The sequence below is a fragment of the Streptomyces sp. NPDC036822 genome, from assembly GCF_055609145.1.
Window position 1 is genome coordinate 838,432 of the sequence record NZ_JBVJPY010000001.1, and the last position, 18,953, is coordinate 857,384.

The 18,953-nt window shown below is 70.8% G+C and carries 15 protein-coding genes; all 15 read right to left on the reverse strand.

All coding sequences use genetic code 11. The features are described 5' to 3' along the window. Nucleotides 1–226, reverse strand: a 226-nt coding sequence (locus ACZ68P_RS03880) for a hypothetical protein (protein WP_471002080.1), incomplete at its 3' end; no start/stop codon positions are given. A 235-nt stretch (nucleotides 227–461) separates the two neighbouring features. Then, on the reverse strand, nucleotides 462–1,253 hold the full coding sequence (locus ACZ68P_RS03885) for a TIGR03936 family radical SAM-associated protein (protein ID WP_471002083.1): 792 nt from the start codon (nucleotides 1,251–1,253) through the stop codon (nucleotides 462–464). Nucleotides 1,254–1,377: 124 nt separating this feature from the next. Continuing rightward, nucleotides 1,378–1,953 (reverse strand): hypothetical protein, encoded by a 576-nt coding sequence (locus tag ACZ68P_RS03890; RefSeq protein ID WP_471002085.1) that lies wholly within the window; start codon nucleotides 1,951–1,953, stop codon nucleotides 1,378–1,380. 357 nt (nucleotides 1,954–2,310) lie between these two features. After that, on the reverse strand, nucleotides 2,311–4,242 hold the full coding sequence (locus tag ACZ68P_RS03895) for a TIGR03960 family B12-binding radical SAM protein (protein WP_471002088.1): 1,932 nt from the start codon (nucleotides 4,240–4,242) through the stop codon (nucleotides 2,311–2,313). Between the two features lie 50 nt (nucleotides 4,243–4,292). Continuing rightward, complete coding sequence (locus ACZ68P_RS03900; protein WP_471002090.1) at nucleotides 4,293–5,879, reverse strand: CYTH and CHAD domain-containing protein; 1,587 nt, start codon at nucleotides 5,877–5,879, stop codon at nucleotides 4,293–4,295. Between the two features lie 50 nt (nucleotides 5,880–5,929). Then, a complete protein-coding gene (gene rodA, locus ACZ68P_RS03905; RefSeq protein WP_471002092.1) occupies nucleotides 5,930–7,129 on the reverse strand; it encodes a rod shape-determining protein RodA in 1,200 nt (399 codons plus the stop codon). Between the two features lie 4 nt (nucleotides 7,130–7,133). After that, on the reverse strand, nucleotides 7,134–9,326 hold the full coding sequence (gene mrdA / locus ACZ68P_RS03910; protein ID WP_471002095.1) for a penicillin-binding protein 2: 2,193 nt from the start codon (nucleotides 9,324–9,326) through the stop codon (nucleotides 7,134–7,136). 19 nt (nucleotides 9,327–9,345) lie between these two features. Continuing rightward, on the reverse strand, nucleotides 9,346–10,011 hold the full coding sequence (mreD, locus tag ACZ68P_RS03915; RefSeq protein WP_471002098.1) for a rod shape-determining protein MreD: 666 nt from the start codon (nucleotides 10,009–10,011) through the stop codon (nucleotides 9,346–9,348). A gap of 4 nt (nucleotides 10,012–10,015) precedes the next feature. Next, complete coding sequence (gene mreC / locus ACZ68P_RS03920) at nucleotides 10,016–11,077, reverse strand: rod shape-determining protein MreC (protein WP_471002101.1); 1,062 nt, start codon at nucleotides 11,075–11,077, stop codon at nucleotides 10,016–10,018. A gap of 156 nt (nucleotides 11,078–11,233) precedes the next feature. Further along, complete coding sequence (locus tag ACZ68P_RS03925) at nucleotides 11,234–12,253, reverse strand: rod shape-determining protein (RefSeq protein WP_189824232.1); 1,020 nt, start codon at nucleotides 12,251–12,253, stop codon at nucleotides 11,234–11,236. A 282-nt stretch (nucleotides 12,254–12,535) separates the two neighbouring features. Then, complete coding sequence (ndk, locus tag ACZ68P_RS03930; RefSeq protein ID WP_471002105.1) at nucleotides 12,536–12,949, reverse strand: nucleoside-diphosphate kinase; 414 nt, start codon at nucleotides 12,947–12,949, stop codon at nucleotides 12,536–12,538. 150 nt (nucleotides 12,950–13,099) lie between these two features. Next, nucleotides 13,100–13,474: a DUF4233 domain-containing protein gene (locus ACZ68P_RS03935; protein WP_471002108.1), complete on the reverse strand. Its 375-nt coding sequence runs from the start codon at nucleotides 13,472–13,474 to the stop codon at nucleotides 13,100–13,102. A gap of 4 nt (nucleotides 13,475–13,478) precedes the next feature. After that, entirely contained in the window at nucleotides 13,479–14,969 is a 1,491-nt protein-coding gene (folC, locus tag ACZ68P_RS03940) for a bifunctional tetrahydrofolate synthase/dihydrofolate synthase (RefSeq protein WP_471002111.1), read from the reverse strand. A gap of 80 nt (nucleotides 14,970–15,049) precedes the next feature. After that, nucleotides 15,050–16,189 carry a sensor histidine kinase gene (locus ACZ68P_RS03945; RefSeq protein ID WP_471002114.1) on the reverse strand — a complete coding sequence of 380 codons (1,140 nt, stop codon included), beginning with the start codon at nucleotides 16,187–16,189 and terminating at the stop codon, nucleotides 15,050–15,052. A gap of 127 nt (nucleotides 16,190–16,316) precedes the next feature. Further along, nucleotides 16,317–18,938, reverse strand: coding sequence for a valine--tRNA ligase (locus ACZ68P_RS03950; protein ID WP_471002117.1), 2,622 nt, complete (start codon nucleotides 18,936–18,938; stop codon nucleotides 16,317–16,319). Nucleotides 18,939–18,953: the final 15 nt, after the last annotated feature.

Consider the following 18,953-nt stretch of genomic DNA (forward strand, 5'->3'; position numbering starts at 1 on the left):
CCTTACGGGTGGCACGGCGACGGGCACGCGGCGCGGGAGCCGCGGGCTCCTCCACCGGCGCCGCCTCGGCGGGCGACTCGGCGGCGGGCGTCCCTACGACGGCCTCTGCGCTGGTGGTGTCCCCGGTGACCGGGGGTCCGGCCGGCCGGGAGGCTGCGCGGCGCCTGCGGCGCGGCGGCAGCTTGTCACCAGGTGCGTTGTTGTTCTCTTCGTTCGGCTCGAGCATGCGGGGTTTCTCCCGTCACGCTCCCGGGCGCCGCGTCTTGGTCCGGTCCGGCGGCACGATCGCGCGAGGTGCGCGGTGCCGCCGTCCGGGGCGCGGGCGCCGCACGGGAGCTGATGTCTGGCTCGCCGGTTCCCTACGCGTGATGTACGTACGGCCTGGCGAAAGTCTCCTGGTCTGCGCGCTGCCCGACCCAGGTGGCTCCCGAGTGCCAGGGCTGCGCTACAACGACCGCTCCCTACGCGGTACCGGCACCCGGCGCCGTCGCTGAGGCGGTCGCGGCGGCCGTGGGTGGAGCGGCCGTGACTGCCTCGCGGTCGGGCGCGAGCGGGTCGGTCACCGTGCCGGACTCCTCGTCGAAGAGCCCCTGCGCCAGCCTGGTCACCGCAGCGGGGACCGGCGGCGCCAGGTCGGCCACAGCTCGGAGACCGGACAGGACGTCGTCGGGTCGTACGGCAGGTGTCACGTGCCGAACAACCAGCCGCAGTATCGCACAGGCATTGTCCAGTGGCCTATCAGCCAGGGAACGCGCCTGTGGATGATCGGCGACGAGGTCGGCGACGGCGGAACGGGCGTCGAAGGTGCGGATGCCGTTCTTGGTCTTGCGCTGCACTTCCACGGTCTCGGCGGCGAGGAAGGACTCGACGGCCTTCCGCACCTCCTCGACGGTGACGCCGTCGAGCCGCAGCTCCCACACGGAGGCGGTGAGCCGGTCGGCGAGTCCGGAGGTCCGGGCCTCGACGGCATCGGTGATGTCGAGGCCGGCCGGGAGCGACTCGTCGAGCAGCGCCCGCAGCGTCTCCGGATCCCGCGCCTCGGTGAGGGCGATCTCCAGGTACTCGGCCTCGGAGCCCGTACCCGTGGGGGCGGCGTTGGCGTACGACACCTTGGGGTGCGGGGTGAAGCCGGCCGAGTACGCCATGGGCACCTCGGCGCGGCGCAGCGCCCGCTCGAACGCGCGCTGGAAGTCACGGTGGCTGGTGAACCGGAGGCGGCCGCGCTTGGTGTAGCGCAGTCGGATGCGCTGCACCGCCGGTGCGGGCGGCGGGCCTTCGGGCTGTCGCTTGCCCAGTGGTTCTTCTCCTCGGTGCGGGGCGGGCGCGGGTGGCGCACCGCCCACGAAATGCGGGTGGCCTCTGGGGGTGCCGACCGGCTCACCCCCGCTTTCGCGGGGAGATCTCGGGTGCGGGCGCCGCGCCGGAGGCGGTTGTTGTACTACCCAGAGTACGCGTTAGGGCCACCGCCGGTTCCCCAGGCTCGGTCGGCCGGGGTCCGCCGACCAGCGCGTGCCAGGCGTCCCGCCGGGCCTGACGCACGGTCGCGCGCACGGATCCGAGCGCGACGCGGACGGCGCGCCGCGCTTCCAGGGCGGCGTTGCGGGCCGGAGCCCACACGCCGTCCCGCAGCCAGTGCCCCACGGGGACGCACACCGCCCGGTAGATGCGGACGGCCGGCCTGCCGAGCAGATTCCAGGCCACCCAGGCGAGGGCCCGGCCCACGGCCCGGGAGACGAACCCGGCGATCCGCCAGCAGACCAGGAGGGCGGCGACGGTCTCGCGCCCGACCGGCGCGAGCACGTACCGCCAGAGCAGGCCGAGCGGAAGGACGACGCCGTACCGGACGACCGGCACCACCCCGTACCGCCACAGCCCCACCCACGGCCACACGAACACGGCCCTGGCCAGCCAGGTGAGGAGCCGGGCCAGTCCCCGCCCGAGCGGGGTGAGCACGGCGGCGTTTCCATCCACCGACGACGGCCAGACCCCGGAGGAACGGGGCCACGACGGCCCGGCCGATCCACACCAGCGGAACGGCCACCTGCCTGCCGAGCCACCCGAGCCCCCGCCCCAGCGGCCCCAGCACCACCCGCTCGACGCCCCGCCCGCAGGCGGCCAGCACGTCCCGGACCATCCGGACCGGCACGACGACCACGAGAACGACGATCCGCACCGGAACCCTGACGACCACCGCGAGACAGCCCTCGGGCCTGGGCGGCCGAGACTTTTCCATGCTCATGCACACCATGACGCGACGGCCCGGCCAGGGGTTTCCCCCAGGGCCGGGCCGTCGCCGGAGTGTGACCGGAGCTACTTGTTCACGACCGAGAGGGGCAGGAGCTTCTTGCCCGTCGGGCCGATCTGGATGTCCAGGTCGAGCTGCGGGCACACGCCGCAGTCGAAGCACGGCGTCCAGCGGCAGTCCTCGACCTCGGTCTCGTCCAGCGCGTCCTGCCAGTCCTCCCAGAGCCAGTCCTTGTCGAGACCGGAGTCCAGGTGGTCCCAGGGCAGGACCTCCTCGTACGTGCGCTCGCGGGTGGTGTACCAGTCGACGTCGACGCCCCGCTCGGGCAGCGTCTTCTCGGCGCACGCCATCCAGCGGTCGTAGGAGAAGTGCTCGCGCCAGCCGTCGAAGCGGCCGCCGTCCTCGTAGACCGCGCGGATGACCGCGCCGACGCGCCGGTCGCCGCGCGAGAGGAGGCCCTCGACGATGCCGGGCTTGCCGTCGTGGTAGCGGAAGCCGATGGAGCGGCCGTACTTCTTGTCGCCGCGGATCTTGTCGCGCAGCTTCTCCAGGCGGGCGTCGGTCTCCTCGGCGGAGAGCTGCGGCGCCCACTGGAAGGGGGTGTGCGGCTTGGGTACGAAGCCGCCGATCGACACCGTGCAGCGGATGTCGTTCTGGCCCGACACCTTGCGGCCCTCGGCGATGACCTTGACCGCCATGTCGCCGATCTGGAGGACGTCCTCGTCCGTCTCGGTCGGCAGGCCGCACATGAAGTACAGCTTCACCTGGCGCCAGCCGTTGCCGTACGCCGTGGAGACGGTCCGGATCAGGTCCTCCTCCGAGACCATCTTGTTGATGACCTTGCGCATGCGCTCGGAGCCGCCCTCGGGGGCGAAGGTGAGGCCGGAGCGACGGCCGTTGCGGGTCAGCTCGTTGGCGAGGTCGACGTTGAAGGCGTCGACGCGGGTCGAGGGGAGGGACAGACCGATCTTGTCCTCCTCGTACCGGTCGGCCAGGCCCTTCGCGATGTCACCGATCTCGGTGTGGTCCGCCGAGGAGAGCGAGAGCAGGCCGACCTCCTCGAAGCCGGTCGCCTTGAGACCCTTCTCGACCATCTCGCCGATGCCGGTGATGCTTCGCTCCCGCACGGGGCGCGTGATCATGCCGGCCTGGCAGAAGCGGCAGCCGCGGGTGCAGCCGCGGAAGATCTCGACGGACATCCGCTCGTGGACGGTCTCGGCCAGCGGGACCAGCGGCTGCTTGGGGTAGGGCCACTCGTCGAGGTCCATGACCGTGTGCTTGGACACGCGCCACGGCACGCCGGAGCGGTTGGGCACGACGCGGGCGATACGGCCGTCGGGGAGGTACTCGACGTCGTAGAAGCCCGGGATGTAGACCGAGCCGGTCCTGGCCAGCCGGAGGAGGACCTCCTCTCGGCCGCCGGGGCGGCCCTCGGCCTTCCAGCCGCGGATGATCTCGGTCATGTCGAGGACGGCCTGCTCGCCGTCGCCGATGATCGCCGCGTCGATGAAGTCCGCGATCGGCTCGGGGTTGAAGGCCGCGTGGCCGCCCGCGAGCACGATCGGGTGGTCGACGGTCCGGTCCTTCGACTCCAGCGGGATGCCCGCGAGGTCGAGGGCGGTGAGCATGTTGGTGTAGCCCAGCTCGGTGGAGAAACTCAGGCCGAAGACGTCGAACGCGCCGACGGGGCGGTGGCTGTCCACGGTGAACTGCGGGACGCCGTGCTCGCGCATCAGCTCTTCGAGGTCCGGCCAGACGCTGTAGGTGCGCTCGGCGAGGACGCCCTCCCGTTCGTTCAGCACCTCGTAGAGGATCATGACGCCCTGGTTGGGCAGACCGACCTCGTACGCGTCCGGGTACATGAGCGCCCAGCGCACGTCGGCGGACTCCCACGGCTTGACCGTGGAGTTCAGCTCTCCACCGACGTACTGAATCGGCTTCTGCACGTGCGGGAGCAGAGCTTCGAGCTGCGGGAAGACAGACTCGGCAGCAGACATCTCGAACCTTCGTGAGCTGGCAGGGGGCGACTCTCAAGCGTACCCGCTCCTCAGAAGGTGACCGCCGCCCTCAGTCCGGGGTCCGAGGCCCGCTCCCAGACCTCGGGGAACTCGCGTTCCCGGGCCGCGCCGAGCGCTTCCTCCTGGCCGTGCAGCAGCCCCCAGGTGAACGCCGACTCCCCCGCCGCGTGGGCCTGGATCGCCAGCGTGCGAAGGGTCTCCCGGGCGACGACGCTGTCCTGGTGGTCGCCGAGGACGGACTGGACCGCCTTGAGCCGCTTGGCGAGGCGCTGGGCGGGTTTGCCGAGTGCGGGGGTGGCGGCCTCGGCTGCGTAGCGGGCGCGTTTGGCGGCCTTGCGGGCCTCGTGCATGGCGAGGTCGCGCTCGGGTCCGGGCTCCAGGGGGAGCGCGCGGCCGGCCCGCCCGGCGAGGCGGTCGTAGTCCTTGTGGACCGCCTCGGCGAGGACGGAGGCGTCCCGGTGGGCGGCCTTGCGCAGCGGCGGATCGGCGAGCAGGGCGTGGAGGGTCCTCAGGAGCTCCAGGTGGCGGTCGGAGTCGAGGGCGGCGAGGACGGTGCGGCGGGCCTCGGTGCCGAGGGAGGCGTCCCAGATCTGGAGGCGGGCACGGACGGGGCCGAGGAGCAGGGTGTCCGGGACGGCGTCGAGCCGGTCGTTCAGGTGTGCGGCGAGGACTTCCTGGTCGCGGGCCACGCCGAGCTCGCCGGCGAGCCATTTGAGCTCGTCGCCGATGGGGTCGGTGACGGTCCGGTCGAGGACCTTCCGGTACGTCTTGAAGGCGCTGCGGAGCCTGCGGGTGGCGACGCGCATCTTGTGGACGGAGTCGGGCAGGTCGCGCCGGACGGCGGGGTCGTAGCGGACGATCGCCTCGATCTGTTCCCGTACGTACGCGAGGACGCGGGCGCCCGCGGTGTCCTCGGCGGGGGTGCGCTGCCGGGCCGGGCGGGTCTTGTCGCGCGCCGTCTTGTCCGGCGTCCGCTTCGGCCCGGTCCTGGCGGCCTTCCCGTGCGCTTCCTTCGGGGTCGTCTCCTCCAGGGCCCTGGCCAGCTTCGACGGGGCGGTGGAGGGCCGTACGCCCGCCTTCCTCAGGCGTTTCTCGACGGCGTCGAGGAGGTCGGGGTCGGCGCCGTCCGCCAGCTCCACCTCGATCTCCTTCCAGGAGGCCGTGGCTCCCCCGCTCTCGCCGAGCCGCTCGGCGAGGACGGTGTCCACCGAGACCTCGGCCAGCAGGGTGCCCTTGTCGTCCACCAGATGGCGTACGTCGCGGGAGGAGAGCAGCCGGACGGCGGGGACGATGTCCGCGCCGAGGGTCCGGGAGCGCAGGAGGTCGGCCAGCGGCTCCGGCAGGGTGTCCGCCAGCGGGGCCCGGATCTCGTCGCGGACTCCGGGGGCGACGGGCAGTTTGAGGTGCCAGCCGGCGTCGCCGCCGCCGGTGCGGCGGCGCAGGGTGAGGGAGTCCGCGGCCAGGCGCAGGTCGGTGGTGTCGTAGTAGACGGCGTCGAGTTCGTCGACGCCCTTGTCGAGGACGGCCGACACCCCGGGGGCCCGGGTGAGGTCCGGCAGCCTCGTCTCGTCGGTGGCTTCGTACTTCCGCTCGATCTCGCGTTTCGTCTCGGCCATGCTTCGAATCTAGCCGCCGAGAGGGCTTTCATGCGGAACGGCTTGGAGCCTCAGGCGGTCATGGGCCGCTGGACCCTGATCGACTGGAGCAGTCCGATCGCCACCCAGACGGCGAACATCGACGATCCGCCGTAGGAGACGAACGGCAGGGGCAGGCCGGCCACCGGCATGATGCCGAGGGTCATGCCGATGTTCTCGAAGGACTGGAAGGCGAACCAGGCGATGATGCCGGCGGCGACGATGGTGCCGTAGAGCTCGGTGGTCTCGCGCGCGATGCGGCAGGCCCGCCAGAGGATCACGCCGAGGAGGCCGAGGATCAGGGCTCCGCCGAGGAAGCCCAGCTCCTCGCCGGCGACGGTGAAGATGAAGTCGGTCTGCTGTTCGGGCACGAACTGGCCGGTGGTCTGGTGTCCGTTGAACAACCCGGCGCCGTAGAGCCCGCCGGAGCCGATCGCGATGCGGGCCTGGTTGGTGTTGTAGCCGACGCCGGAGGGGTCGAGTTCGGGGTTGGCGAAGGCGGCGAAGCGGTTGAGCTGGTACTCGTCGAGGACGCCGAGTGCGGCGACGAGGAGGGCGCCGGTGATGCCGGCGGCGATGAGGCCGAGGACCCAGCGGTTGGAGGCGCCGGAGGCGAGGAGCACGCCGAGCACGATCACCACCATGACCATCACCGAGCCGAGGTCCGGCATCAGCATGACGATCCCCATGGGGAGCGCGGCCAGGACGAGCGCCTTGGCGACGGTGAGGTGGTCGGGGTGGATCTGGTCGCCCGCGTCGACCTTGGAGGCCAGCAGGACCGCCATCACCAGGATGATAGTGATCTTGACGAACTCGCTGGGCTGAAGCGAGAAGCCGCCGCCGATGACGATCCACGCGTGCGCGCCGTTGATGGTCGCGCCGAGCGGGGTGAGGACGGCGAGGATCAGCAGGATGGAGATGCCGTAGAGGACCGGGACCGCTCCGCGCAGGGTGCGGTGGCCGAGCCAGACGGTGCCGATCATCAGCGCGAGGCCGATGCCAGTGTTCAGGACGTGGCGGAAGAGGAAGTAGTACGGATCGCCCTGGTTGAGCTCCGTGCGACCCCGGGTGGCGGACCAGACGAGCAGGGCGCCGAGGAGGGACAGGGCGATGCTGGAGAGCAGGATCGGCCAGTCGAGCCGGCGCACCACCGAGTCCCGGGCGGTGAGCTTGGCGAGTGTGCCGCGTTCGGGGGCGTACCGGGAGACGGAGAAGCCGTGGGGCGCTGTCATCGGGTCAGTCCCTCCAGGTGGGAGGCGGGCCCGCGAGGGGCTCCTGCCCGCCTTCCCGCTTCTTGTTCGGGTCGACCAGCTGTGACGCGGGGTCGTACGGCTTGATCTCGGGGGTCTCGATGGTGCCGTCGGACTGGATCTTCGGCAGGGCCGCCTGGGGCTTGGGCAGCAGGGCGCGCTTGAGGTCCTGGTTGCCCTCGTCGTCGAGGCCGTAGAGCGCGTCGTAGATGTTGCGCACGGCGGGGCCGGAGGCGCCGGAGCCGGTGCCGCCCTGGGAGATCGTCATGACGATCGTGTAGTCGCGGGTGTAGGTGGCGAACCACGAGGTGGTCTGCTTGCCGTAGACCTGGGCGGTGCCGGTCTTGGCGTGCATGGGGATCTTGTCCTGCGGCCAGCCGCCGAACCGCCAGGCGGCGGTGCCGCCGGGCTCGACGACGGAGCGCAGGCCCTTGTCGAGGTCCTTGATGGTCTGGGCGTCGACCGGCAGCCTGCCGTGGGCCTTCGGCTTGATCTCCGTGATCTTCTTGCCGTCGGGGCTGATCACGGCCTTGCCGATGGTGGGGTTGTAGAGGGTGCCGCCGTTGCTGATGGCGGCGTAGGCGGTGGCGAGCTGGATGGGGGTGATGAGGACGTCACCCTGTCCGATGGCGAAGTTGATGCTGTCGAAGGCCTTCAGCTGGTTGCCTTCGAGGCAGCTCTCGTAGGCGATCTGCTCGACGTACGAGCCGCCCTTCTTGCCCTGCTTGCACCAGGCGTCCTTGTTGGCTTCCCAGAAGCTCTTCTTCCACTGCCGGTCGGGGATGCGGCCGCTGACCTCGTTGGGCAGGTCGATGGAGGTCTCGGAGCCGAAGCCGAACTCGTGGGCGGTGCGGTAGAACCAGTCGTGGGCGTCCTTCTTGGGCTTGATGCCGCCGTCGCGGTTCCACTCCTGGTGGCCGAGACGGTAGAAGACGGTGTTGCAGGAGAACTTGAGGGCGTCTCCGAGGGTGATGGGGCCGTGCCCCTTGGACTCGAAGTTGGCGAAGCTGCGGTTGCCCATGCTGTACGAGCTGCTGCAGTTGTAGGTGTCGTTGAAGGGGTAGCCGGCGCGTACGGCCGCGCTCGCCGAGACCACCTTGAAGACGGAGCCGGCGGGCGCCTGGCCCTGGATGGCCCGGTTGAGCAGGGGGTAGTTGGACTTCTTGTCGGTGAGCCGGGCGTACTCCGTGGCGGAGATGCCGCCGATCCAGGCGTTGGGGTCGTAGTCGGGCTGGGAGGCCATGGCGACGACGCGGCCGGTCCGGGACTCCAGGACGACGACGGCGCCCGCGTCGGCCTCGTAGGGACGGCCGGTGATCTTGTCGGTCTCCTTGCGGACGGTCTCCATGGCCGCGTTGAGCTCGAACTCGGCGACGGCCTGGACGCGGGCGTCGATGCTGGTGACGAGGTTGGAGCCGGGCACGCCGGGGTCGGACTCGCTCTGGCCCATGACCCGGCCGAGCTTGTCGACCTCGTAGGAGGTCACGGCCGCCTTGCCGCGCAGCTGCTTGTCGTAGGTGCGCTCCAGGCCCGAGCGGCCGACCTGGTCGGAGCGCAGGTGCGGCGAGTCGGTGTCCTTGGCCTTCTCGATCTCCTCGTCGGTGACGGGCGAGAGGTAGCCGAGGACCTGGGAGGAGCGGGCCTTGCCGGGGGCGGGGTAGCGGCGTACGGCGGTGGGTTCGGCGGTGATGCCGGGGAAGTCCTCGGCGCTCTCACGGATGGTCAGGGCCTGCTGGGTGGTGGCCTTGAGGGTGACCGGGATCGGCTGGTAGGGCGAGCCGTTCCAGCAGGGCTGGGGCGTCTGGGAGTCGCAGAGCCGGACCTTGTCCATGACGTCCTTGGGCTTCATGCCCAGGACGCCGGCGAGCCGGGTGAGGACGCCCTTGCCGTCGTCCTTCATCTTCATCAGGGCGGTGCGTGACGCCGAGACGACGAGCCGGGTCTCGTTGTCCGCGAGGGGCACGCCGCGGGCGTCGAGGATCGAGCCGCGCACTGCGGGCTGGACGACCCGCTGGACGTGGTTGCTCTTCGCCTCGTCGGTGTACTCCTTGCCGTTGCGGATCTGGAGGTACCAGAGGCGTCCGCCGAGGGTGAGGAGAAGGGAGAAGACGAGGACCTGGATGACGACGAGCCGGATCTGGACCCGCTGTGTCCGTCCGGTCTCCGGGATGTTGCTCATACTGCCGGTGCCCCCTCGGTCACAGTCGCTTGACTCCCTTGATGCGTCCGGCCCGTGAGGCTCTGCCCCGGGCCGCCTTGACGAGCAGCCCTCCTCGCTGGGCGCCGATCCGCAGGCCGGTGCCGGAGGAGAGCCAGCCGGAGGACACGTCGGTGACCGCGCCGCCCGCGTCGGCGAGCGGGTCGTTGTCCACGCGCCGGGCCAGGGCCATGATCAGCGGCACGGTGAAGGGCGCGAGGAGGAGGTCGTAGACGGCCGCCGTGAACAGCAGGTAGCCGAGGCCGACATGGCGGGCGGCCGTGTCGCCGACGAGGGCGCCGACTCCCGCGTACAGCAGGGTGGTGCCGATCGCGGCGGCGACGACCACGGCCATGGGGCCGCTGGCGGACTTGAGCCGGCCGTTGTCGGGGCGGGCGAGTCCGGCGAGGTAGCCGATGACGCAGAGCACGAGGGCGTAGCGGCCGACGGCGTGGTCGGCGGGCGGGGCGAGGTCGGCGAGGAGGCCGGCCCCGAAGCCGATGAGGCAGCCGCCGACGGGTCCGTAGACGAGGGCGAGGCCGAGGACGGTCAGCAGGACGAGGTCCGGGACGGCTCCGGGAAGCTGGAGGCGGGCGAGGACGGAGACCTGGATGACGAGGGCGACCACGACGAGGGCCGTGGAGAGCAGGATGCGGTTGACCTTCATGTCCTCAGTCCCCCTGCTCTTGGTTCTGTCCGTCGGCCGGTTCCTGCGCCGGTGGTTGGCCGTCCTGCGCCTGGTCCTGCTGCTGCCCGTCCTGTTGCTGCCCGTCCTGCGCCTGGCCGTCCTGCTGTTCGCCGGCCGCCTGGCCGGGCTGCTGGCCGGGCGGCGGTGGCGGGGTGATCGTGACCGTGACGGTCGGTGCGGGCTTGGCCTTGGGCGGCAGGACCGTGTCGCGCGGGTCGGTGCGCGGGGCCTGGACGACGACGCCGACGATGTCGAGCTTGGTGAAGCCGACGTACGGGCGGACGTAGACGTTGCGGGTGAGTCCGCCGCCCGGCGGGTCGACGCGGACGACCTCGCCGACGGGCACGCCGGGTACGAAGGGGCGGCTGCCGTGGGAGCCGAAGGTGACCATCCGGTCCCCCGGCTTCACCTTGGCCTTGCCGTTGAGGAGCTGGACGAGGAGCGGGCCGTTGCCCTGGCCGGTGGCGAAGCCGAGTTCGTCGGTCTTCTCCATGCGCGTGCCGACGGTGAAGTCGGGGTCGCTGGCGAGGAGCACGGTCGCCGTGGAGGGGCCGACCGTGGTCACGCGGCCGACGAGGCCCGCGCCGTTGAGGACGGTCATGTCGCGCGTGATGCCGTCGTTGGCGCCGGCGTCGATGGTGACGGTCCAGGAGAAGCCCTGGGCCGACCCTATGGCGATGACCTGCGCACCCTTGATGCCGTACTGCCCGGCACCGGCCGTCTTCAGCATGGTGTCGAGCTCGCGGACGCGGCTGCGGTTGCGGTCGTCGCTGCCGAGCTTGGCCTTGAGGGCGGCGTTCTCGCGTTCCAGGGCGGCGATCCGGGTGTGGCGTTCGCCGGAGTCGCGTACCGCCCCTATGGCGTTGCCGATCGGGTCGACGGCCGCCGCGACGCCGTTCTCCACCGGTCCGAAGACCGCGGCGGCGGCCTGCCGGGCGCCGTCGACCGGTGACTCCTGACCTCCGCGGATGTCCACCGTGATCAGTGCGAACGCGATGGCGATCAGCAGCACCAGGAGCAGCCGGCTCTCTCGTGTGTCCCTCACGTGCGGCGGCCGTGCCTTTCCTCTTGGTTCGGTTGTTCCGTGCGGTCTGTGCCGGTGGACCGACGCTCCGCTGTACGGGTGTTCCTATCACCCGGCCGGCGGTCCCCCAGGCCGCGGGGGGCCTGGGGGGTGTCGGCGCGGACGGTCCCGGAACGGTCAGCGGCGGGGCTGGGCGTCCAGCACCTGCTGGAGCGCCTCGAACTCCTCCACGCACTTGCCCGAGCCGAGCGCCACCGAGTCCAGCGGGTCCTCGGCGATGTGGATCGGCATTCCGGTCTCGCGCCGCAGCCGCTCGTCGAGGCCGCGCAGGAGAGCGCCACCACCCGTGAGAACGATGCCACGGTCCATCACGTCACCGGAGAGCTCCGGCGGGCACTTGTCGAGCGTGGTCTTGACGGCGTCGACGATGGCGTTGACCGGCTCCTCGATGGCCTTGCGGACCTCCGCGGCGGAGATGACCACGGTCTTGGGCAGACCGGAGACGAGGTCACGGCCGCGGATCTCGGTGTGCTCGTCCTTGTCGAGGTCGTACGCCGAGCCGATGGTGATCTTGATCTGTTCGGCGGTGCGCTCACCGAGGAGGAGGGAGTACTCCTTCTTGATGTGCTGGATGATCGCGTTGTCCAGCTCGTCGCCGGCGACCCGGATGGACTGTGCCGTGACGATTCCTCCCAGCGAGATCACGGCGACCTCGGTGGTGCCGCCGCCGATGTCGACGACCATGTTGCCGGTCGCCTCGTGCACGGGGAGTCCGGAGCCGATGGCGGCGGCCATGGGCTCCTCGATGATGTGCACCTGTCGGGCGCCGGCCTGCGTCGACGCCTCGATGACGGCACGGCGCTCGACTCCGGTGATGCCGGAGGGAACGCAGACGACGACTCGCGGGCGGGCGAGGTAGCGGCGCTTGTGGATCTTGAGGATGAAGTAGCGGAGCATGCGCTCGGTGATCTCGAAGTCGGCGATCACGCCGTCCTTCAGAGGCCGGACGGCGACGATGTTGCCGGGGGTCCGGCCGATCATCTTCTTCGCCTCGGCACCGACCGCGAGGATCCCGCCGGTGTTGGTGTTGATCGCGACGACGGACGGCTCGTTCAGAACGATGCCTTTACCCCTGACGTACACCAGCGTGTTGGCGGTCCCGAGGTCGACAGCCATGTCACGGCCGATGAACGACATTGAGTTCCCCTTGTTTCCCATGAGGATGCGTCGGGCCTTCCCAATTGGAGCGTTGACGGCTTCTCAGGTCGGCGAGGTGGTGGGTGCGGGTGGTGCGGCGTGGAGTTTTCCATCGTAGTGCCGCCCGCACGGATACCGCGCGGTGGCCCACCTCTGTATAGGTGACGGTAGGACGCAGCGATGCGTTCCCGGTTGCGTCGTTCATATGCCTGGGGGCGACCGAAATTCCATCGGTCGCCCCAGGTCATTGCTGTGGATGGCTGACATGAAGTCAGCTCCGGGTCACACCAGCCCGGGGAAGAAAAGCTTCAGTTCCCGAATGGCGGACTCCTCGGAGTCCGAGGCGTGGATCAGGTTCTCCCGGACGATGGTGCCGAAATCCCCTCGGATGGACCCGGGGGCCGCGGCGATCGGGTCGGTCGGGCCGGCCAGGGTCCTCACGCCCTCGATGACGCGCTCGCCGTCGACGACCAGGGCGACGACCGGGCCGGACTGCATGAAGCCCATCAGCGGCTCGTAGAAGGGCTTGCCCTTGTGCTCGCCGTAGTGCTGCTCCAGCGTGTCCTGGTCCAGGTGGCGCAGCTCGAGGGCGGCGATGGTCCAGCCGGCCTTCCGCTCGATCCGGCCGATGATCTCGCCGATCAGGCCACGGCGGACGGCGTCGGGCTTGAGCAGGACGAGCGTGCGCTGGCTCACGGTGGAGACTCCTTACGAAATGCGGTGTGCGGACCTCAGAGGCTACAGGGCCCGCACGGCCGTCGATTACGCAGCGTCAAGCCGTACGGATGCCCACCCCGCCGCCACGGGATCCGCCGGAGACCCTCACACTCCGGGGTGTCCGACCGGTCAGGCCGGCTTCGGCTCCGCCGGCTCCTCTTCGCCCTCCGCCTCGGCCTGGGCGGCCCAGCGCGCCTTCGCCTCGTCGATCTTGCGGCCGTAGTGGATGGAGGCCCACCACAGCACCGCGAAGGTCGCGCCGAGGACGAACATCACGGGCACCACGAAGCCACTCGCGATCAGGGCGACCTGCAGCACCCAGCCGAGCTGGAGGCCGCCCGGACGGGTGATCATCCCGCACAGCAGGACCGACAGCAGCATCGCGACGCCGCAGACCGTCCAGACCGTGGTCATGGACAGGCTGTCGTCCTTCATCGCGACGAGCCCGGCGAACCCGATCACGAAGAACTCGCCGATCAGCGTCGAGGCACAGAGCGTACGCATGGGATCAGCGCCTTCCGAGCAGCAGCCGGGCATCCCCGACCGTGAAGATCGAACCGGTGACCAGCACACCCGCGCCGGCGTACTCGTCCTCTTCCTCCGCGAGCGTGATCGCCGCCTCGATGGCGTCGTCCAGGCGCGGCTCGACGACCACCCGGTCGTCACCGAAGACCTCGACGGCGATCGCGGCGAGCGCGTCCACGTCGGTGGCGCGCGGGCTGGAGTTCGCCGTGACGACGACCTCCGCGAGGATCGGCTCGAAGGCTTCCAGCAACCCCCTGGCGTCCTTCTCCGCGCTGGTGGAGATCACGCCGATGAGCCGCGAGAAGCCGAACGCCTCGCTGATGCCGTCCGCCGTCGCCCGCGCGCCGGCGGGGTTGTGCGCGGCGTCCAGGATGACCGTCGGCGAGCTGCGGACGACCTCCAGGCGGCCCGGCGAGGAGACCGAGGCGAAGGCGCGGCGGACCGTGTCGACGTCGAGCGTCCGGGCGTGCTCGGCGCCGATGCCGAAGAACGCCTCCACGGCCGCCAGGGCGACGACCGCGTTGTGCGCCTGGTGGGCGCCGTAGAGCGGGAGGAACACGGCCTCGTATTCGCCGCCCAGTCCGCGCAGGGTCAGCAGCTGGCCGCCGACCGCGACCTCGCGGCTGACGATGCCGAACTCCATGCCCTCGCGGGCCACCGTGGCGTCCACCTCGACGGCCTTCTTGAGCATGACCTGCGCCGCGTCCACCGGCTGCTGGGCCAGGACGACGGTCGCGCCCTGCTTGACGATCCCCGACTTCTCCCCCGCGATCGCGCCGGGCGTCTCGCCGAGCCGGTCGGTGTGGTCGAGGTCGATCGGGGTGACGACGGCGACCGAGGCGTCGATGACGTTGGTCGCGTCCCAGGTGCCGCCCATGCCGACCTCGACGACGGCCACGTCCACCGGCGCGTCGGCGAAGGCGGCGTACGCCATCGCGGTCAGGACCTCGAAGAAGGAGAGCCGGAACTCCTCGCGGGCGTCGACCAGCTCGACGTACGGCTTGATGTCCTCGTACGTCTCGATGAACTTCTGGGCGGAGATCGGGGCGCCGTCCAGGCTGATCCGCTCGGTGATCGTCTGCACGTGCGGCGAGGTGTACCGGCCGGTGCGCAGCTCGAAGGCGGTCAGCAGCGACTCGATCATGCGGGCCGTGGACGTCTTGCCGTTCGTCCCCGTGATGTGGATCGAGGGGTACGCGCGCTGCGGCTCGCCGAGCACGTCCATCAGGGCGGCGATCCGCCTGACCGACGGCTCCAGCTTGGTCTCGCCCCAGCGGGACGCCAGCTCGGTCTCGACGTCGCGCAGCGCCTTGTCCACCTCCGGGTCGGCGGGCCGCGCGGGCACGGGGTCACCCTGGGGCTGACCGGTCTGCGCGCGCAGCGTGCGGCTGCCGGCCTCGATCACCGCCAGGTCGGGGTCACGGTCGGTCTCGGCATCGACGATGTCGTCGAACGGGTCGCGGGGCTCACTCACGACCCCAGTCTACGGAGGGGCACCGACAGGAAGTCGGACCCACCCCTTTCGGGACTTTCGCCCCACCGGCGGCCGATGGGCTACCCCGGCCCGAAGCCCGTGGGCAGCAGCGCCGTCACCCGGTAGGCGTCCCCGTCCGGTCCGGCCTTCAGGGTGCCGCCCATGCTGGTGACGCGCTCCTCCATCGAGAACAGGCCCGTGCCCGCCGAGACGGGGACCCGGTCCGGCGGAGCGGCCGGCAGCGGGTTGACGACCTCGATGCGCAGGTCGCGCCCGGCCACCGTGACGGACACCGTGACGGGCATGCCCGGCGCGTGCTTGGCCGCATTCGTCAGACACTCCTGGACCACCCGGTGGACCGCCGTCTGGCGCAGCGGCGAGAGCGCCTTGGCCTCCTCGGCGACCGTCAGCCCGACCGGCGCCCCCATCCGCTCGCTCTCCCGCGCGAGTTCGCCCAGCCCCTCGAGACCGGGCGTCGCCGCGCCGCCGGCCCGTCGCACGAGCGTCTCGTTCAGCATGTGGTGGGCGCGCCGGGCGGTGTCGGCCAGCTCGTCGAAGTCCTTCCGGTACGGCTCGCCCCCGGCCCGCACGGCCAGCACCTCGGCCCGTACCGCGAGGACGGTCAGCTCGCGGCCCACCAGGTCGTGCACGTCCCGGCCGACCGAGATGCGCTCTTCCTGGACGGCCTGACGGGCGGCCGCCTCGGCACGCTGCGACTCCAGGGCGCGGACCAGGTCCTGCCGGTACGCGGCGATGCCCACGCCCGAGGCGAGGACGCCGATCGGCACCACGAGGCTCAGGAAGTCGCTCAGCGTGTCGCCGTGCCGGGCGGGCCAGCCGGGTGTGTGGAACAGCGCGTAGGCCACGGCCACGTAGAGCGCGGTCGCGAGGACGGCCATCCGGCGGCCGCGGAAGCGGCCCAGCGAGTACAGCGCGAACTGGATCATCGTCAGCTCGTGCAGCCAGCCCATCAGGGCGAGCGCCACGAGGTACGGCACCCAGGGCAGCCGGCGCCGCAGGGCGAGCGTCGAGGCGCCGGCCGCGAGGACCAGCGTGGCGGTGACGCCGGTCAGGGAGTTGTCGGCGCGGGCGAGGCCCGGAACGTCCAGGACCATCAGGGCGAAGGCGCTCAGCGCCGTGACGACGTCGAGGGCTCTCGGCGAGCCGGCCCACCGGTCCACGCGGCGGCGCAGCGCGGGGACGGCGGGGAGGTGGAGCATGCCCTCCATCATGCAAGGTCTTCGGACCCGGAGGTACGGACGTCGGTCACCTGTGGCGTGATGTCGGGCACTGCGGACACACACGAAGGGCCCGGGACCAGCGGGTCCCGGGCCCTTCGTGTGTGCGTCACGCCTGCGGCAGCCGCTCCAGCTGCGCCTGGATGCGGGCGATGTCCTCGTCGGCCTTGGCGAGCCGCGTCCGGATCTTGTCGACCACGTTGTCCGGGGCCTTCGCCAGGAACGCCTCGTTGCCGAGCTTCCCCTGCGCCTGCGCCTTCTCCTTCTCGGCGGCCGCGAGGTCCTTGGCGAGCCGCTTGCGCTCCGCCGCCACGTCGATGGTGCCGGACAGGTCGAGAGCGACCGTGGCGCCGGCGACCGGCAGGGAGGCGGTGGCCGAGAAGCCCTCGCCCTCCGGCTGGAGGCGCAGGAGCTGACGGATGGCCGCCTCGTGCGGGGCGAGCGCGGTGCCGGCCAGGTCCATCCGCGCGGGGACCTTCTGGCCGGGCTGGAGGCCCTGGTCGGAACGGAACCGGCGGACCTCGGTGACGACCCGCTGGACCAGCTCGATCTCCTTCTCGGCCGCGTCGTCGCGGAAGCCGGAGTCGGTGGGCCAGTCGGCGATGACGACGGACTCCTTGCCGGTGAGCGTGGTCCAGAGCGTCTCGGTGACGAACGGGACGATCGGGTGGAGCAGGCGCAGCATCACGTCCAGGACCTCGCCCAGGACCCGGCCGGAGACCTTGGCCTGCTCGCCGCCCGCGAAGAACGTGGTCTTCGACAGCTCGACGTACCAGTCGAAGACCTCGTCCCACGCGAAGTGGTAGAGCGCGTCGGCGAGCTTCGCGAACTGGTAGTCGTCGTAGAACGCGTCGACCTCGGCGACCGTCTTGTTGAGCCGGGAGAGGATCCAGCGGTCCGTCGCGGACATCTCCGAGGCGTCCGGCAGCGGGCCCTCGACCGTCGCGCCGTTCATGAGCGCGAAGCGGGTGGCGTTCCAGATCTTGTTGGCGAAGTTCCGGGAGGCCTTGACCCAGTCCTCGCCGATCGGGACGTCGACGCCCGGGTTGGCGCCGTTGGCCAGCGTGAAGCGGACGGCGTCGGAGCCGTACTCGTCCATCCAGTCCAGCGGGTTGACGGCGTTGCCGAAGGACTTCGACATCTTCTTGCCGAACTGGTCGCGGACCATGCCGTGCAGGGCGATGGTGTGGAACGGCGGGGTGCCGTCCATCGCATAGAGGCCGAACATCATCATCCGGGCGACCCAGAAGAAGAGGATGTCGTAGCCGGTGACCAGGACCGAGTTCGGGTAGAACTTCGCGAGGCTGTCGGTCTGCTCCGGCCAGCCGAGCGTGGAGAACGGCCACAGTCCGGAGGAGAACCAGGTGTCCAGGACGTCGGTGTCCTGGTGCCAGCCCTCGCCCGTCGGCGCCTCGTCGTCCGGTCCGACGCAGACGATCTCGCCGTCGGGGCCGTACCAGACGGGGATGCGGTGGCCCCACCACAGCTGGCGCGAGATGCACCAGTCGTGCAGGTTGTCGACCCAGTCGAAGTACCGCTTCTCCATCTCCTGCGGGTGGATCTTGACCTTGCCGTCGCGGACCGCGTCACCGGCGGCCTTGGCGAGCGGGCCGACCTTGACCCACCACTGCATCGACAGGCGCGGCTCGATGGTCGTCTTGCAGCGCGAGCAGTGGCCGACGGAGTGGACGTACGGACGCTTCTCGGCGACGATCCGGCCCTCGGCGCGCAGGGCGGCGACGATGGCGGAGCGGGCCTCCAGGCGGTCCAGGCCCTGGAAGGGGCCGTGGGCGGTGATGACCGCGCGCTCGTCCATGACGGCGAGGCTCGGCAGACCGTGGCGCTGGCCGATCTCGAAGTCGTTCGGGTCGTGGGCCGGGGTCACCTTGACCGCGCCGGTGCCGAACTCGGGGTCGACGTGCTCGTCGGCGACGACGGGGATGCGGCGGCCGGTGAGCGGCAGCTCGATCTCGGTGCCGACCAGGTGCTTGTACCGCTCGTCGTCGGGGTGGACGGCGACGGCCGTGTCACCGAGCATCGTCTCGGCGCGGGTGGTCGCGACGACGATCTCCGAGTCACCGGAGCCGTAACGGATGGAGACCAGCTCACCGTCGTCGTCCTGGTACTCGACCTCGATGTCCGAGATGGCGGTCAGACAGCGGGGGCACCAGTTGATGATGCGCTCGGCGCGGTAGATCAGCTCGTCGTCGTAGAGCCGCTTGAAGATGGTCTGGACGGCCTGGGACAGGCCCTCGTCCATGGTGAAGCGCTCACGGGACCAGGCGACGCCGTCGCCCAGGCGCTTCATCTGACCGGAGATCTGGCCCCCGGACTCGGCCTTCCACTGCCAGACGCGCTCGACGAACGCCTCGCGCCCCAGGTCGTGGCGGGACTTGCCCTCCTTGGCGAGCTCCCGCTCGACGACGTTCTGGGTGGCGATGCCGGCGTGGTCCATGCCCGGCTGCCACAGCGTCTCGTAACCCTGCATGCGCTTGCGGCGGGTGAGGGCGTCGATCAGCGTGTGCTCGAAGGCGTGGCCCAGGTGGAGCGAGCCGGTGACGTTCGGCGGCGGGATGACGATCGTGTAGGGCGGCTTGTCGCTCTTCTCGTCCGCCTCGAAGTAACCGCGCTCTACCCAGCGCTCGTACAGCTTCCCCTCTACTTCGGCCGGCGCGTACTGGGTCGGCAGTTCGGGGCTGGCTGCTGGCTGCTGCTGAGTGTTCTCGGTCACGGGGCCAGTTTAGGG